The organism is Lactonifactor sp. BIOML-A5 (assembly GCF_009677585.1).
In the GTDB taxonomy this organism is placed as follows: Bacteria; Bacillota; Clostridia; order Lachnospirales; family Lachnospiraceae; genus Lactonifactor.
In genome coordinates this window covers 44,175-60,702 of record NZ_WKYV01000010.1, presented here as the reverse complement: position 1 = coordinate 60,702, position 16,528 = coordinate 44,175, and the positions used below count along the sequence as shown (strand labels likewise).

Here is a 16,528-nt window from a genome sequence, read left to right as displayed (position 1 = left end):
GGGTTCGCCCCGTACTACGGTGGGCTGTGCGTTATGCCAACAATTTTTTCATTTTTTTAGAGGGTTTGGGAAACTTCCCAACAAGCAAAATCCCCGTCCGGCGCGTCAGCGGCAGGACAGGGATTTACGGAAGTGGGTACCCGCTTCCTATGCTTGCTATTCAAGTTTTTAGTTCTTCTGTACTTCGATACGGTAGTTGACGTATTTCCCGCCAGTGTCAGCCAGAACGATAGTTCCGTCATAGGTCTTGCCTGTTTTCGGGGAATAGAGCTTCTTCACATTCACTTTGCCGGATTTAAGGAGCGCGGCGGCAATCTTCGCGGAAAAAGCGGTCTTGCGTTCCTCGAAAAAGCGGTCATTCTTCCACATGACAAAGGCACATTCTTTGTTGCTGCAATAATAGTTTTTCTTCCCCTCATGGACGGGGGAACCGCAACGGGGGCATTTGCCGACAGAGGGCTTTTCCTCCCGGAACAAATCCTTTTTCCCGTCCAGTGCTGCGGCGTGTGTCTGCACAAGCTCCCGCGCCATAGCTTCAATGCCGGACAGAAATTCGCCGGGGTCTGCGGCTCCCTTTGCTATCTGCGTCAGATTGTTTTCCCATTCTGCGGTAAGCTGCGGGGAAGTGAGCATATCCGGCAAGACTGATATAAGGGCGGCTCCGTTCTGCGTGGGGATAAGCTGCTTCCCCTTGCGCTCTGCAAAGCCGCCCTTTACCAGTTTTTCAATGACGGCGGCGCGGGTGGCGGGAGTGCCAAGCCCCCGGCGTTCCGCGTCCGGGTCGGTGTCCCCGTTCCCGGCTCGCTCCATAGCAGAGAGAAGCGACGCTTCGCTGTGGGGCTTCGGCGGCGTTGTGGTATGCTCCGTTACTTTTGCGGCGGGGTTAGGAAAGTTCTGTCCCTCGGAAAGCTCCGGCAGCGTCACGCCCTCATTTTCCCCGTCCTCTGCTTCGGGCTTATCTTTCAGCGTCGCCCGGTATCTGCGTTCAAGCTCTTTCCAACCCTCCGCAAGTACGGTCTTTCCCCTTGCGGTGAAGTCTGTCCCGGCGCATGAGAAAACCGCCGTAACCGCTTCATAAATATGCGGCTCGGCGGTGGCAAAAAGCAGACGCGCCCCCGCAAGGGTAAGGATATTCTTCTCGCTTTCCGGCAGCGCGTCCGGGTCAGCCTTTGCAAGCTCCATAGTGGGAATGATTGCGTGGTGGTCTGATACTTTCTTGCTGTCTAATACCTTTGCAATCTCCGGCGTGAAGTCCGCGCCCGCCATAAAGGGGAGCTTTTCGCAAAGCAGCGCGATAATGTCCGCTGCGGTGCCGCCCATGTCGTCAGTAAGAAAGCTGCTGTCCGTCCTCGGATAAGTAAGGAGCCGCTTTTCATAAAGGGATTGTGCAAGGTCAAGGGTCTGCTTTGCGGTGTAACCGAAAATGCGGTTCGTTTCCCGCTGCAAAGAGGTAAGGTCAAAGAGCTTTGGCGGGGCTGCGGTTTTCTTCTCTCTGGTAAGGGAAACGCATACCGCCTTTCCCGCTTCGCAAGCCCCTTTCAGCGCGTCGGCTTCTGCCTTGTCCGAAATCCTTTCGCTTGCCGCGTCCGCGCCGGATAAATCAAGGCGAACATGATAATATTTTTCTTTCTGGAAATGGGAGATAGCCGCGTCCCGGTCGGTGAGCATTTTTAAGGTCGGGGTCTGGACGCGCCCCACGTTCAAGGTCTTTCCATACAGGCAGGAGAAAAGCCGGGTGGCGTTAATGCCGATAAGCCAGTCAGCCTTTGCGCGGCAGAGGGCGGACGCAAAGAGCGCGCCATAGTCCCGCCCGTCTTTGAGGGAAGCAAAGCCCGCCTTAATCGCCCCGTCCTCCATTGAAGAAATCCACAAGCGGCGCATGGGCTTCTTGCAGCCCGCCACTTCGTAGACAAAGCGGAAAATCAATTCACCCTCGCGCCCCGCGTCACACGCATTTACCACTTCGGAAACGTCGGCGCGGTGCATAAGCTCTTTAATGGTTTTGAATTGCTTCCCCTTGTCCGGGTCAACGGCGTACTGCCATTCCTCCGGCAGAATGGGTAAGCTGTCAAAACTCCATTTTTTATATTGCTCCCCGTAGGCGGCAGCTTCCGCAAGCTGTACCAAATGCCCGACGCACCATGAAATGAGGTAGCCGCCGCCCTCGATATACCCGTCCTGTTTCCCCTTAATGCCAAGCGCGGCGGCGATAGTCTGCGCCACGCTCGGCTTTTCTGCAATCACAAGTCTAAATGCCATGAAAAAATCCTCCTTTCAGCGTTCCGGCGCGGTGTGCTTCTTCTCCTGTGCCTGTTTCAGACAATAGCCGATACAGGGGGATTGCGCCTTATAAGGGCAACGCATACACGCCGGGGATTTTGGAACGGGCGGCGCACTGTCACGCCGCCCGGTGGGTCTTTGTACCATCATTTTTTCTAAAGGGTTTTCGGTAAAAAGCGTCATGCTTCCTCGTCCTCCTGTTCTTCATCAGAAAGCCCGTCCCCCTCGTCCTCGTCGTAATCGTCAAAATCGAAATCTTCAAGGTCGGTGTCGCCCTTGACGTTCTGCTTTGGCTTCATAAACTTAAAATAATAGAACGCGCCCCCGCCGCCAAGAAGTGCCACGACAAGGAAAAGCACAAGCCCGCCTGTATTGCCTTTCTCTTTGGGCTGCTCTGTTGGTTTCTCGGTTTCCGGCTCCGCTTCCTTGCCGCTGCAAGCGGTCATGTTGTCCTTGCAGACAGGGCAGCTCACATTTACCTTTCCGGCTTCGCATTTATCGGTGCAACTGCAAACGGCGGGCGGGGCTGCTTCGGTGCTTCCGTCCTCCATGAGTGCCATAAGGTCGGCTTCGTCCACTTGATTAAGGAAATGTACGGTGTCCTCGCCCTCGTCGTCCCGGTCGATAAGGATATAAAAGTAATTGCCGTTTTTGGTCGTCACTGTGATAAGCTGCTTGTTGCCGCCGAAATCGTCTACAAGGGTCGCGTTCCCGTCCGGGGTAAGGGGTTCTTCCTTTTCGGGTTCCTCATAGACAACGCCGCTGTCGTCGGTCGCGTCCTGTCCCTCCGGGGTCTGTGCAAAGGCGGTGACGGAAAAGCCGCCCGTCAGCATGAGGGCGGCGCAGAGTGCGGTCAAGGTTCTAAGGATTTTCTTATTCATTCTCGGTGTCCTCCATTTCTTCGGTGTCGTGGTCTGCGGGTTCTGCGGGGTAGCCCGGCGCGGCTTCCATGCCCGGAATACCGCCGCCGGAAAGCATAGCGGAAAGCTCATGCGGGGAAAGGCGCATGGAGCGCACAAGCTGTACGATTTGCAGGTTTTCCGCTTCGGTTTTCTGCGCTTCAAGCCCCCTTAATCTGTTCTGGTACTCGGTGATTTTCTCGCGGGTCTTTGCAATCTCTTTGTCGATACGTTCAATTTTGTTCATAGCCATCAATAAATTTCTCCTTTCTTTGCTCAAAAATATGTTAATTCCAGTTCATCAGCCCATAGCCTTTGATACAGGAGTAATTGACGGGGTAGCTCTTTATCTTGCAGGCGTCGCCGGAATTGCCCTCGACGGTATAGACGCGCTCCCCGTCCGTTCCGATAACAAGCCCCACATGGTCTGCGCTCCCGTCCCCGTCCCAGTCGAAAAAGATAGCGTCGCCGGGGGCGATATTCTCATAGCCCCTCGCGCCCCATTGCCCGCGTGACTGGAACCAGGGTACGCCCTGTGACTGGCACCCGGCAAAGCGCGGCTCGCTCTTTCCGGCTTGATTGTAGCACCATGAAACGAAACAGGCGCACCATTCCACGCGGCTGTTAAATCCGTACCAGCTCCAAAAGGGTCGCCCGCCCACGTTGCCGACTTGCCGCTTCGCAAGGTCTACAACGGCGGTGTTGCCGGGGCGTGTGCCGTTTACAAGCTGTACGCCGCTTAAATCCTCGGACGCGCCCATATCGGGGGAGCCGCCGCCGAAAATCAGCGGTTTGTTTCCGCTTGTTTCCAGATAGACGCGGTACATTTCAAGCTGCTGTGGCGTTAGAAGTTCCTCCGCAATCTCGGAAATGGGCTTGTTCGTCAGCTTCACGTTGAGGATATGGTACTCGTAGGGTACTTCCTCGGTGGTCGTTTCCCCTGTTTCCGGGTCTGTGCTTGTTTCTGTGCGGTAGCGGATTTCCGTTTCTTCTGTCAGCGTCAAAGTGTACTGCATGGCAAAGACGCGATTTAGCTCTGCCTGTGCGCTCTGCGGGGTGTAGGTCTGTAAAAGGGCGGTGAGGTAGGACGCTAACTCATGGGGGTTATGCCCGATACTGTCAAGGTCATAGCGGTATTCGTCATAGCCGGGGTGGGTGCTTTCGATATTGTCAATCTGCTGCTGAAGCTCGTTTTCCTTTGCGGCGTAATTGTTCTCCGTCGCCACAAGGTCGCTGTCCTCCGACGTGTAGGAAGTCCCAAGTATGCCGTTCATCAAGCCGGAGAACATGGAACCGCAAGAGGAAAGCCCCGCCGATACCATGATGAATAAGAGTAGCGCGGCAACGGCGATACATACGCCCGCCGGGTGCCGCCCTACAAAAGCGATTGCCTTTTTTGTTTCCTCGGCGGTCTTTTTTGCCGCCTTGCGGGTGTTCTCTGCGGCTTTCTGCGCCGTTTTTGCGCCGCCTTTCCTTGCCGACTTTGCATACTGCCGCTTGATTTGCTGCTTCTGCATGAAGCGGGAAAGGGGATTGCCCGCAATCTGCGGATTGTCATGCAGGGCTTTATGGTACTGAAAATCCACATTCGCCTTGAACGCCGCTTTCTCTGCCTTTGCCGCCGCCCGGTAGGGTTTGAGCTTGTGGCTGTGGTAGCCCTCCTTGACTTTCCGCGCCCCGTACTTTGCGCCGCGCTCTGCCAGTTCTTCGGATTTGTGCGCCCCCTCAACGCCGGAATTGTCCTTTTCAACGGAATGTATCTTGTTGTGGACGAAAATACCCGCTTCCTGTGCGGGGCGGGATAGCGGGTTATTGTGGGGCTTATTCTTTCCTATGGGCTTTTCCTGTTCCTCAAAATGTAGGCGGGTCTTGCCTTTCCCGGTGGCTTCATCAAAGGTGCGCTCCCGTACAAGTTTCTTTTCTTTGGGGATAGCCGCCTTTGCCGCGTCCAGACGGTCGGCTGCTTTGTCCGATTTTCGGATATACCTTTCAAGCTCCGGCGTTGCCCGTTCCTCGTCGGTAAACTGCAAGCGGGAAGATTTTTCTTTTGCTGTGGCTTCTGCCTGTGCTTTCCTCGCCGCCTTTTTGCTCGCCTTTCTGGTACGCGCCCCGTCGATACGTTCCAAGACGCGCTCGGCTGCTGCGGTGTCCTGTTCCCGTTCTGCCCCCGGCGCATGGGGAAGCGGCGGCGTGTCGGTTAAGGGCGGGGAAGTTGCGCCGCCCGGTAGGGGCTGCGCTGCCTGTTCCGGCTGCGGTGGGGCTTCGGTCTTTGCAAAGTCCGCGTCCCTTATCCGCTTGCTGATACGTTTCTTTTTCCCGGTAGCGGCGTTTACCTCGACAGCCCCCTCGCGGGTCATTTTCTGCGTGACTTTTTCACGCGCCTTATATTGTTTTATGTGTCTGTCCCTCCAATCCGCGCCCTTGCAAGGGCGCAATACTCGGCGTTTATCTCAATGCCTATATAATGCCTGTCAAGCTGCTTTGCGGCTGCCCCCGTCGTGCCGCTGCCGAAAAAGGGGTCAAGCACAACGCCGCCTTTCGGACAGCCCGCCTTGATACAGGTTTCGGCAAGTTTTGGCGGGAACGCGGCGAAATGCCCGCCCTTGTAGGGAACGGTATTGATAAGCCACACGTCCCGCCTGTTCCGCATGGTCGGCATGAGGGCTTCGTCGTAGTAGCTGCCGCTTCGCGCCCGGTTAAGCCCCTGTACGTTCCCCTGTCCGGGTACTTCGTCCGCATATTTCTGTCCCGCGCTGCGCCCGGTGCGGTACCGCGCCGCCGTTGTGGGGGCTAACGGCTCGGCTATGGCGGCTGCGTCATAAAAATACTTCTTTGACTTCGTAAGCAGAAAGATATGTTCATAGCAGCGGGTAGGGCGGTCTTTCACGCTCTCCGGCATGGGGTTTTCTTTCTGCCAGATAATGTCGCTCCGTAAATACCACCCGTCAGCGCGTAGGGCAAAGGCTAAAAGCCAAGGGATACCGATTAAGTCCTTTTGTTTGCAGCCGGAAACGCGGTTGTTTCTTGCAATCTGCTGTCCGTTTCTGCCTTTCGGGTTCTTCGGGTCTGCATGGTAGCCTTTATTTCCTGTGCCGCAGTAGGTGTCCGCGATATTCAGCCAGAGCGTACCGTCAGAACGCAGTACCCGGCGCAGCTCGCGGAAAACCTCGGTCAGCCTGTCAATGTACTGCTCCGGCGTGTCCTCCCGCCCAATCTGCATATCAAGCCCGTAATCCCTAAGCGCATAGTAGGGCGGGCTTGTGACGCAACAGTGTACGCTTTCCTCTGGAAGCTCCCGCAAGGCATAGAGCGCGTCCCGGTTGATGATTGTGTCAGTTTTCAGCCCGTTCATGCTTCGCCCACTTCCTCCGGCTTCGTCGTCATTACCCGGTAAAGCTCGGTGTCTTTCGGGAAGCGGTCTACAAAGGGCAGCACCACGTTCCCGTAGAAGATAAGCCCCTCGCCCGCTTCGGTGTGGGTGACATACTTCATCTGCTGCGGGGAGATGTTGAGCTGCTTTGCAAGGATAGCCCGGTCGCCCGCCGCCTGATTGAGCATGAGGACAAAATCAGAGTTTTCAAAGATATTCTCCACTTCGCGGGAAGCAAGCAAATCTTTGACGTTCTGCGTGATTGCTGTGGGTATGCCGCCCCATTTTCTGAAACGCTTCCAGATTTCAACGGAATAGGCGGCGGTCTGTTCCTCTTTCAAGAGAAGATGAAATTCGTCCATAAAATACCGGGTGGATTTCCTTTCTGCCCGGTTGACGGTGACGCGGTTCCATACCTGGTCCTGCACAATGAGCATACCTAATTTTTTGAGCTGCTTCCCAAGCTGCTTGATGTCAAAGCAGACAAGGCGGTTTGAAAGCTCTACATTCGTCCTGTGGTTAAAGACGTTAAGGCTCCCGGAAACATAAAGCTCCAACGCCGCCGCGATACGCGCCGCTTCCGGCTCCGGCTGCTTCAAAAGCTCGTTGTAGAGGTCGCCCAAGATAGGCATTTTCTCCGGGTCGGGGTCTGCAAGGAAAGGGCGGTACACGTTCCTAACAGCGCGGTCAATGACGGTCTTATCGACGGGCTGCAAGCCCTCCTTGCCGCCTATGACAAGCTCGCAGAGGGAGAGGATAAAGTCGGATTTCAGCGCAAGGGGGCTGTCGTCCTCGCTGTAATTGAGGTTAATATCCATAGGGTTCACATACTGGGGCTTCCCGTCAATGCCCTTGCCCGTAGGCGATAACCGTATCACTTGCCCGTCAAGCCGCTGCACAAGGGAAAAATACTCTGCTTCCGGGTCGCAGATAATTATGTCGTCGTCGGTAATGAGGAAAGCGTTTGTCATTTCCCGTTTGGCGGCAAAGGATTTCCCGCTTCCCGGCGTACCCAAGATTAAGCCGTTGGGGTTCTTTAGCTGCTTGCGGTCGCAGAGTATCATGTTGTTAGACAGGGCGTTTAAGCCGTAATACAAAGCCGCGCCCGTCTGAAAAAGCTCCTGCGTGATAAAGGGGATAAAGATAGCGGTGCTTGACGTGGTAAGCCCTCTTTGAATGGGGATAAGGTTCTCCCCAAGCGGTACAGAGGACATAAGCCCCGCTTCCTGTTGGTAGTCAAGGCGGGTTAAGGCGCAGTTGTTCTTCTGTGCAATGCCCGCCGCCGCGAATACGTCATTTTCCAGTTTCCTTTTTGTGTCTGCCATGTTCACCACAAGGAACGTCAAGAGGAACATTCTTTCATTCCGGCTCTGCAAGTCCTGTAAGAGGTTCTTCGCTTCGCTGCCGAAAGTGGCAAGGTCGGACGGGATTATATCCATGTCGTAGCCGCTGCGTACCGCTTTTTTCTGTTCTTCGATTTTCATTTTGTCAAGGTCGGTGATTTTCCGCTTGATTGTCTTTATGGCTTCGGTCTGGTCGATACTGTGGATATGCAGATTGACGATAACGCCCGTTTCCAAGTCCAGAATGTCAGATAAGATACGGTCGTTTAATTCCGGCGCAAGGATTTCAAGGAATGAAACCGCGCCGATTTTGCGCCCCATGCGGAAATACCGCCCCTCGCCAAAACGGAAAGAGGACGGGGCGATAAAGTCCTTTGTGGAAAGCCCGGACGGGGCAAGCCATGAAAAATCAAAGGCAAACTGCCCGCCCTCCGGGTGGAAAATGCCATGCAGCATTTTAAGGCGTTCATAGCCTGTCATGGGGCGGGCAGACACGCCCAAGAGCTTAAAGTTGTTGAGTACGTCCGTTTCGATACGGGCAAGGCGGGATTTCGCCGCGCCCAGACTGTCGGCTTCAATGGCAAAGGTGATATATTTTGCTTTGACAAGCCCGTTGTTGCCCTTTGCAAGCTGGTTTTTCAGCATATCCCGGTATTCTGTGCGGATAGAATTGAAAGCGTCCTCCTGTGCCGGGATATTGACCGCCTTTTCCGCTTCGCCGCGCTGCGTCCCCTGATTGATGAAAGAGAGCTGCACCGAAACGGAAGCGTCAAAGTAGTTGAGGAAGTCGCACCAGTTCTCAAAAATGGCGGTCTTGTCGTCTGCCTGTGCAAGCTGATAGTTAATATCTTCAAAGGCGACGGTCTTTGAGTATTTCCGTCCCGTAACCTTGCAGATACCGTCCGGGTACATCTGGATATAAGGGATTGTCTGCTGCGCGGTGTGCGCTTTCCCGTCGCCCTTTGCCTGTCTGATGATTTCCGCAATCTGCTTTTTCTCGGCGCGGGTGAGCTTGCGGGGCGGGTTAGGCTTTGCGCTTCCCGCCGCGCTGTTTCTTCGTGTTTCCTTTTGCAATCGCTGATACCTCCTTTTCAAGTTTTCTCTGCCGTTCTAAGACGGAATAAAAGTTGTCTGTCCTGTATGGTCGTTCTTTGGGGGCTATGAATTTCGTCTGAATGATGTTCTTCACCACCACTTCAAGGGGCTGTCCATGCTTCTCATACATGGCAAAGAGGAAACAGGGCAGCATGACGGCAATCATAGCCATAGACGCAAGGCTTGTGCCTGTGCTGTCTTTGAGCAGAAAGAAAAGCGGCAAGCCGAACAGGAGAGCCGCCGCAAAACATACAATCTGCCGTTTGGTAAGGTTGAACGCTACTTTTGTCTTGACTTTGGATAAGTCTTTGGGTACGGGTACATACGCCAAGTGAAAACCTCCTTTCTCTGGGTTTGGTGTTGCTGTAACTTCCCATAAGGGTAATCAAGGCAAAGGTCAATCTATGCCCTTTGCCCGCCCGTATTATATGGGGGTTATCCGCGTCAAGGTCGGGTCGTATTTTCGCCGCTTCGCTCTGAAAATCTCCACCCTGCCCTTGACACGCCGCTAATGCGCGGAGAATATCGACTTCGCCAGTGCGCCGGATTTGAACAGGGAGAAACAGAGGATAACGGTATAGGCTGCAAGGGAGAATATCGCGCTGTGCAGATTGTCCGCTATTATCATGTTGTTTACCAGAACCGCGTAAATGCCGACGCATATCATAATGAGGAAGCCTTGAAAACCGATAGCGAACAGGGATTTGAGGTAGTTGTTTCCTATCTGCCCCCATTCCCGGTTCGTCATTGTTGCAAACGGGATAGGCGATACCGAACAGTAAAGGTAAATCTCTATCATGCGCCCGTAGAGGATAACGGTTATCAGTACGGACATGATTTTCATGCACAAGCTCACAAGGCTTGTTTCCATGACAAGTAAGAGCAGTTCGGGGATTTCCATAGCGTCAAGCCCGTCCTGCATGGAAGCAAGGGCGGCGGCAACATCAATCTCTGTGCTGCCGCCGATTACCCCCGCCGCGCCGGAAACAACGTGCTGCGCCATATCGAACACCGCCATAGTGATGTCAAAGGTGTGCGTCACAAGGTAGACTGCCACAAACGCCTTGAACACCCACTTGAAGAACATGGAAGTGTCAACGTCGTGCATATTGTTCTTTTCCGTTACCATGCTGATAAGCTCATAGCATAGGACGTAGGTAATGACAAGCCCCGCAATGGGTACGATTACATTCTCACTAAGGGTCTGTATCATGGAGAATATATTTGCGTTCCACCCTTGCGGGGTCTGCCCTACCTCTGCGGCGATAGTGCCGACTTTCTCGTTTACGTCCCCGAACATAGTTGACAGATTACCGTTTATGGCTCCTATGAGGATTTCCTTTATCCATTCGTTAATCGCGTCAAGTATGCTCTGCATAAGCCTTTACCCGCGCTTCTTAACCGAACAAGCCGGAAAGCAGCGGTACAAGGGTCATGCCGATAAGGGCAACGCCGCCGCCCGCCATAAGCTGCTTCATGCCCTGGCTCTTCGCGCCCGGATTGTCGTTGCCGTAGCCCTCCATGAGATTGATAACGCCCCAGATACCAAGCCCGGCTCCAAGTGCTACAACAAGGGTCTGCAAAACGTCTACTGCGCTATTGAAAAATGCCATAAATAAATCCTTTCTGCCGCGTCTGCGGCTGTCCGGCAAGCGGACAAAAGGCGGTCAGCGTATGCCGCCGCATAAAAAAACCGCCCTCTGGTAAAGGCGGCTGTCCCCGCGCTGCGTAAGTTCTGCGGCGCGGCGGTATTCAGTTGTAGGGGGGTGCGGCTCCTGCCGCTGTGTGCTGCGCCGGAAAGTAGGGGCGCGTATCATGTAGCCGATATTGATATATGTGATTGCTTCGATTCCTCCTTTCGGTGTCCCGCTGTGCTGCCGGACGGGTATTATTCAGACTTGCGGGAAGTGAATAGCTTGCATAGCAAGGTGTTCGCTTCCCGCAAGTTCACAAAGGGGTAGCTGCCGCAAGGCAGCGTAGGGGAAGTGTAGCTTCCCCTGTCCCCCCCCCCCTCCCCGGCGGTCTGCCATGCTGTCACTGTTGAGGGATAAGCCCCCGGCGCGTGACATACTCCGTTGCAAAACGGCGGTGTTCCGCTTCCTTTTCCCGCCAATACTCCCATAATGCAGCGTCGGCGGCTTCCGCAACATTCATTAAAAACCGTTCAAGCTGCTTTTGTTTTTCCTCTGCGCTACGTTTCCTCATGGTCTGCGTCCTCCTGTAAGTCTGCTGCGTCAATCTCGTAATAGTCAAAAACCTCGTCGGGCTTGACAATGGCGGGGCGGCGTTTAAGGTGCTTTTCCATGTCAAAGGCGTTCTTCGGGTCTGCGTCGGATAGGTACTTGTATTTCGGGTGTTTCGTTATGTCGAATTTGTCCGAAAAGAACGGGCGCACCCCGCGTAGCTGCAAGATACATTTCCCTCCGTCCATGACTGCGATTTCATCTTCCGTCATAAGCTGCTTTCCCAATTTCTGATAGTTCAGCCCATGCGAAAGCTCCCGCCCCCTTGTTTCGGAAGTGTTGAAGCTGTCTATCGTTTCCTTGCCTAAAATCTCCGATATTTCTTTGAGCGTGGTTTTTTCCTTGCCGCCCAAGAAAAGCGTGGTGTCGCAGTTGCCGACTATGGTATCGGCGTTGTCCTTGTAGATTGCCTTTAGCTGTGACTGGCTCTGCAAGATGATTGACGCGGAGATTTCCCGGCTCCGTATGGTTGCGATTAGTTTCTCAAATTTGGGGATTTGCCCGATATTCGCAAATTCATCAAGTAAGCACCGTACATGGACGGGAAGCCGCCCGCCGTATTCATCATCTGCTTTGTCGCACAAGAGGTTGAATAGCTGTGTGTAGAGAATACTCACGACAAAGTTAAAGGTGTCGTCGGTGTCGCTGATAATCACGAAAAGGGCGGTCTTTCTGTCACCTATGGTGTCAAGCTCCATTTCGTCGGTTTCCATAAGCTCCCGCAGCTCCTTAATGTCGAATGGGGCTAACCTCGCGCCGCATGAGATAAGTATGCTTTTTGCGGTCTTGCCCGCCGCCAGTTTGTATTTTTTGTACTGCTTGACTGCAAAATGTTCCGGGTCTTTTTCTTCCAGACGTTCAAACATGAGGTCAACCGGGTTCTGGAAATCCTCGTCGTCCTCGCGGGCTTCCGACGCATTTATCATTTCAAGCAGCGTCGTGAAGTTCTTCTCGTCCTCTGGGGCTTCATACCAGATATAGCCGATTAGTGCGGTGTAGTAGAGCTTTTCCGCTTTCACCCAGAAATCCTCGCCGGATTTTTCCCCGTCGCCTTTGGTGTTGGCGATAATGGTATTGACTAATTTCAAAATGTCCTTTTCGCTCCGCAGATAGGCAAAGGGATTGTATTTCATGGATTTTTTGAAGTTAATCGTATTTAGCACTTTGATACGGTATTTGTACCGCTGCAACATTTTCCCGGTTTCCAAAATCAGTGTTCCTTTCGGGTCAGTGACGATATACGACGTTGGAAAATCCTTTGACGTACATTGCATGAGCGACGGTTTCACAAAGAACCGGGTCTTGCCGCTGCCGGAACCGCCGATTACAAGAATATTTTTGTTTCTTGCGTATTTCGGCTGCTTCGGGCGGCTGTTCATGGTGAGCCGTTCCGTCTGCGTTAAGGGGATATTGTTCTCAAATACCGGGTCTGTGTACGGCTTTATGTCGTCAGCCCCGCCCCAACGCGCCGAACCGTATTCTGTCCCGCGGCGGTATTTCTTCGCGTTCTTGCCTTTGGTGTAGATAATCAGCCGGACAATGACCGCCCCCGCAATGCCGATAAGTAAGTCTGCCGGGTGGAAGCTCGGCGCGATACTGGAAAAGGCGGTGGTAAAACCGTCCCCAAGATGTAGCAGCTTTGCGCTTGCGTCCGCGCCGGGGGATAGACGGACAGCCGCGCCCACTTTATCAAAGAGCCAGACAAAGAGCAGATACGGGAGATTTAGGATAAGCAGCTTCTTGATTTCCGGCTTCATAGCGATACCTCCCTGTCCTTGTTCTTGACCTTTGCCCGTTCCGCGTTCTTGCCCTGTGCGGCTTCTTTGAGCGTAGAGAGCAGCTTTCGGATAGAGGGCTTTTTCTCCTGTGTCAGCTTCTTTGCGGAAAACTCCTTAAAGGCTGCGGTCAGCACGTCCGCGTCCCGCCCCTTGAAAAAAACCAGATAGCGGGGCGGGCTTTCCGTTGCGTCCTTTTTCAGCGCAAAGTCGATACCGTACTTTTTCGCCGTACTCTCAAAGGCTTTGATATTGCCCTCGGTAATCTCAATGTTGGAAACGCCCGCGTTCTGCTTCATAAGCTGCTTTAAGCTCTGCTTTCCCTGTGGCGGTTTTGCAAGCTGCTTTTTGCCCTTTGACAGTATGGCTTTCATTGCCTTTTGGAGCGTCTGGGCGGTCAGCTTCCCGGTCTTGATGTAAAGGGCTATGGTCTTTTCGTTTACTTCGTCCTGCAATTCCTCGCGTCCTCCTTTCGCGTTTCTTTATGGGGCGGCGGTCAGATACGCACCCGCAGCCCGTTCAAGTCCTCGGCTCTGATACCCACAAGATACCAGTTGTCGCCGTACTCAATCCGGGTCGGCTTCCACTTGCCCCGCACGAATACGTCAAAGCACTCACCGCAATGCAAGCCCCCGTAGTAGCTGTTTAAGTCAAAGCGAATGTCGTAACGGTCGGTGCGCTCGTCAAATACCAATGCTCCTGTCATTTTCTGTGCCATAATAAAATCCTCCTTTTGTTGTTTTACAGGCTTTCGCCCGGTTTGAATGAATAATAGTCCGGGTCGCCGTACTGCGGCTTCTTCGGTGACAGTGCGCCGCTTGCCATGTCATGGGCGACAAGGGAAGTGTAATAATTGCCGATAGTGGACGGGGCGTTGAAAAGGGCTGCTTTCAGATATTGCTTGATGTTGCGGATTTTCGTTGTGTTCTCCCGCATACAGTCAAGCACAAAGCGGATATGCTCGCCGTCCAGTTTCATAAACTTAGATTTCACAAGCTCTGCCGGGTAGTCGTCCCCCGCAATCCGTACCCGCTTTCTGGCGGTGCATACGGTTTCAAGCATGAGGTCTACAATCTCGTCCAGCCTGTCCCCGTCAAACTTCATGTCCTGTTTGAGAATGTGGTAGTCGATATTGTCCTTGATGATTTCCCGGTATATATCAACTGCGCTCTGTGCTGCCGCTTCCGTTCCTTTCCGTTCCGGCGGCGTAGCCGCTTCTCTGCAAGGAGAGGGGTTAGGGGAAAGGATAGGAATGGAATGGGTACTTGATAAATCTGTATTTGATTTTTCTTTTTTTGGTAAGTCAGTTCTTTGTATATCTTTATTTAATTGCGTTGGATTTTCCAACGTAGGTTTTTCCAATGTTGGATTTTCCAACGTAGGTTTTTCCAATGTTGGTTTTTCCTGCGTTGGATTATCCAATGTTGGATTTTCCAATGTAGGTAAATCCGGCGTAGGCGGCTGCGGCTGCTCGAATATCACATAGTCCGCGCCCCGCAAGCGTCCTTTCTCGTCGCGCTCCCTTGACCGAACGATATACCCGGCGCGTTCAAGCTCCTTAATGGCTTCGCGGATAGCGTCTATCTTCTCCCGGTTGATAAGGGATAAGCCTTTCAAGGTGTAGTCCCAATCTTCGGGGAGTGACAGCATTTGCGACAACAGCCCTTTTGCCTTTAAGGAAAGCTCCTTGTTGCGTAGGTGGTGGTTGCTCATTACGGTGTAGCCCTTGTTCCGTTCCACTCTGAAAACTGCCATAGTAAATCACTCCTTTTGCTGTGGATTTGTTACGCAGTAGAAGCGCGGTTTCGGGGGATAAGGTATAAATCCCTTGCCGCGCCAGATACGCGCCCGCAAAATCGCTTGTAGCAAGGCTTTTTCTGCCCCTACTGCGTAACAAAGGGCATAAAAAAGCGGCGTTCCTGTTCTCCCATGTAGAGAGTAAGAAACGCCGCTTCTGCGTCGTATTCAGTTTTTAGTACAATACCCTGCTTGTCCGTCGCTCGAAAAACCTTGATTTTCCAGTGTTTTCAAAAGTATCGTTATCTAACGTCAGCTTTTAACCGTCCTGCTTTTAAAGTTATGCTTGAAGATGCGAAAGCGGGCAGGATATCAACAATCATTGTAAAAGATCTTTCGCGTCTGGGACGTGATTATATTACTGCCGGTGATTACATTGAGCAGATATTTCCAATATTAAAGGTCAGGTTTATTGCAATCAACAACGGCTTTGACAGTGATAATCACAGCAATTCCAATATGAGTTTTGATATGGCTGTGAGCAACCTGATTAATACTTTTTATAGCAGAGATTTGTCTAAGAAAATACGCAGCGCTAATAAGGCAAGATGGAAAAAGGGGATTAACAGTTCAGCACAAGCACCATTTGGATATAAAAAGGATCCAAGGGAAAAAGGGAAATATGTAGTTGATGCACCTGCAGCCAAGATAGTCAGACGTATATTTGATCTGGCACTGGAAGGCCGTTCTACTTCACAGATTGCATATGTACTGAATGAGGATAAGGTGCCGGTTCCATCTGTCTATAATAGATTGCATAATATTCCGGTAAGAGCTGAGTTTGCCACAGCAGAACACGAAATGCTATGGGATATTAATAAAGTGGGCGTTATTCTGAAGAGATATGAATATACGGGTGCCATGGTGATGGGAAAAAGAACCGGTGTCACTATTGGCAGAACGAGCAGAAAAACACAGCCTTTGGAAAACTGTGTTGTAGTGGAAAATGCACATGAAGCTATCGTGACGAAGCAAGAATTCGAAGAGGCGAACCTTGTAATCAAAACCAGGAGAAAGCCTGATTATAAAATAGGTTACGATTTTGCTTTGAAAAGCAAGCTTCGCTGTGGTAACTGCCGTTTGATGATGCGGTATGAAGCAAATACCGGCACAGATATCGTGAACTGTGAGCATGGTACAAAAATTGGCAAGCATTCCAGCTGCTTTAAAGGAAACTATTCCATGAAGCGGATAGAAGGCATTGTATTATATTCTTTGAATCAGATGTTAGATACTATGCAATGGCTGGGAGATAAAGGTGAGAAGGTTACGCGACGGAAAGCTGAATCAGGAAAAGCGAAGGCACATGACATTTCTAAAGAAATTGCATCTTTGAAGCAGGAAAAGATACGCCAGTATACGAGATTCGCGGATGATCTGATCACCAAGGAAGCTTATATTAAAATAAAAGATGATCTGACTATAAGAATTGAAGAACTTCAGCAGAAGATGAAAACGCAGGAGTCAGAGGTTATGGCTCAGGATAAACTGAGAGAAGAAGCAGTTGAAATGACAAATCTTTCCGGAAAGTATTCCGGGGCCAAGATACTGACAAGGGAGATGGTTGAGACTTTTATTGATTGTGTGTATGTATATGATCCGGAGAATGTTGAAATTGTATTTTTGTTTGAGGACAGTATCAGAGAATTGATGGAGGAGGTAAATGATATTTAATGATATTTAATCACATAGCTCTGAATACAATGCTAATTCAAATATTGCTTGA

At 52.0% G+C, this 16,528-nt stretch carries 16 protein-coding genes; 1 reads left to right on the top strand and 15 read right to left on the bottom strand.

The genetic code is table 11. The features are described 5' to 3' along the window. Nucleotides 1-168: 168 nt before the first annotated feature. The 15 genes from GKG41_RS10200 to GKG41_RS10135 form a co-directional block, all read right to left on the bottom strand. Nucleotides 169-2,259, bottom strand: a complete 2,091-nt coding sequence (locus tag GKG41_RS10200; RefSeq protein WP_002569178.1) for a DNA topoisomerase 3 — start codon at nucleotides 2,257-2,259, stop codon at nucleotides 169-171. A gap of 15 nt (nucleotides 2,260-2,274) precedes the next feature. Further along, a complete protein-coding gene (locus GKG41_RS10195) occupies nucleotides 2,275-2,463 on the bottom strand; it encodes a hypothetical protein (RefSeq protein ID WP_002569177.1) in 189 nt (62 codons plus the stop codon). Next, entirely contained in the window at nucleotides 2,460-3,161 is a 702-nt protein-coding gene (locus GKG41_RS10190) for a DUF4366 domain-containing protein (protein WP_002569176.1), read from the bottom strand. The genes GKG41_RS10195 and GKG41_RS10190 overlap by 4 nt, the downstream gene beginning before the upstream one ends. After that, entirely contained in the window at nucleotides 3,154-3,432 is a 279-nt protein-coding gene (locus GKG41_RS10185; protein ID WP_002569175.1) for a DUF4315 family protein, read from the bottom strand. Before GKG41_RS10185 ends, GKG41_RS10190 begins: the two co-directional genes overlap by 8 nt. A 34-nt stretch (nucleotides 3,433-3,466) precedes the next feature. Then, entirely contained in the window at nucleotides 3,467-5,536 is a 2,070-nt protein-coding gene (locus tag GKG41_RS10180) for a CHAP domain-containing protein (RefSeq protein ID WP_002569174.1), read from the bottom strand. 35 nt (nucleotides 5,537-5,571) lie between these two features. Continuing rightward, nucleotides 5,572-6,531 carry a site-specific DNA-methyltransferase gene (locus tag GKG41_RS10175; RefSeq protein ID WP_002569173.1) on the bottom strand — a complete coding sequence of 320 codons (960 nt, stop codon included), beginning with the start codon at nucleotides 6,529-6,531 and terminating at the stop codon, nucleotides 5,572-5,574. After that, a complete protein-coding gene (locus GKG41_RS10170) occupies nucleotides 6,528-8,966 on the bottom strand; it encodes a VirB4-like conjugal transfer ATPase, CD1110 family (protein WP_002569172.1) in 2,439 nt (812 codons plus the stop codon). Before GKG41_RS10170 ends, GKG41_RS10175 begins: the two co-directional genes overlap by 4 nt. Next, complete coding sequence (locus GKG41_RS10165) at nucleotides 8,917-9,318, bottom strand: PrgI family protein (RefSeq protein ID WP_002569171.1); 402 nt, start codon at nucleotides 9,316-9,318, stop codon at nucleotides 8,917-8,919. Before GKG41_RS10165 ends, GKG41_RS10170 begins: the two co-directional genes overlap by 50 nt. Nucleotides 9,319-9,495: 177 nt before the next feature. Further along, nucleotides 9,496-10,365, bottom strand: a complete 870-nt coding sequence (locus GKG41_RS10160) for a VirB6/TrbL-like conjugal transfer protein, CD1112 family (RefSeq protein WP_002595174.1) — start codon at nucleotides 10,363-10,365, stop codon at nucleotides 9,496-9,498. A 19-nt stretch (nucleotides 10,366-10,384) separates the two neighbouring features. Continuing rightward, nucleotides 10,385-10,600: a Maff2 family mobile element protein gene (locus GKG41_RS10155; RefSeq protein WP_002569168.1), complete on the bottom strand. Its 216-nt coding sequence runs from the start codon at nucleotides 10,598-10,600 to the stop codon at nucleotides 10,385-10,387. Between the two features lie 421 nt (nucleotides 10,601-11,021). Then, nucleotides 11,022-11,192 carry a hypothetical protein gene (locus GKG41_RS23135; protein ID WP_002569167.1) on the bottom strand — a complete coding sequence of 57 codons (171 nt, stop codon included), beginning with the start codon at nucleotides 11,190-11,192 and terminating at the stop codon, nucleotides 11,022-11,024. Beyond that, nucleotides 11,179-12,987, bottom strand: coding sequence for a VirD4-like conjugal transfer protein, CD1115 family (locus tag GKG41_RS10150; RefSeq protein ID WP_002569166.1), 1,809 nt, complete (start codon nucleotides 12,985-12,987; stop codon nucleotides 11,179-11,181). The genes GKG41_RS23135 and GKG41_RS10150 overlap by 14 nt, the downstream gene beginning before the upstream one ends. Continuing rightward, nucleotides 12,984-13,460 (bottom strand): PcfB family protein, encoded by a 477-nt coding sequence (locus tag GKG41_RS10145; protein ID WP_002569165.1) that lies wholly within the window; start codon nucleotides 13,458-13,460, stop codon nucleotides 12,984-12,986. Before GKG41_RS10145 ends, GKG41_RS10150 begins: the two co-directional genes overlap by 4 nt. A gap of 41 nt (nucleotides 13,461-13,501) precedes the next feature. Continuing rightward, the gene (locus GKG41_RS10140; RefSeq protein WP_002569164.1) at nucleotides 13,502-13,723 is read right to left on the bottom strand and encodes a DUF5348 domain-containing protein; all 222 of its coding nucleotides are present in this window, start codon (nucleotides 13,721-13,723) and stop codon (nucleotides 13,502-13,504) included. A gap of 23 nt (nucleotides 13,724-13,746) precedes the next feature. Beyond that, the gene (locus tag GKG41_RS10135) at nucleotides 13,747-14,760 is read right to left on the bottom strand and encodes a DUF6017 domain-containing protein (RefSeq protein ID WP_154258392.1); all 1,014 of its coding nucleotides are present in this window, start codon (nucleotides 14,758-14,760) and stop codon (nucleotides 13,747-13,749) included. Between the two features lie 234 nt (nucleotides 14,761-14,994). Between GKG41_RS10135 and GKG41_RS10130 the strand changes: the two genes are divergently transcribed. Then, on the top strand, nucleotides 14,995-16,476 hold the full coding sequence (locus GKG41_RS10130) for a recombinase family protein (RefSeq protein WP_347563320.1): 1,482 nt from the start codon (nucleotides 14,995-14,997) through the stop codon (nucleotides 16,474-16,476). Nucleotides 16,477-16,528: the final 52 nt, after the last annotated feature.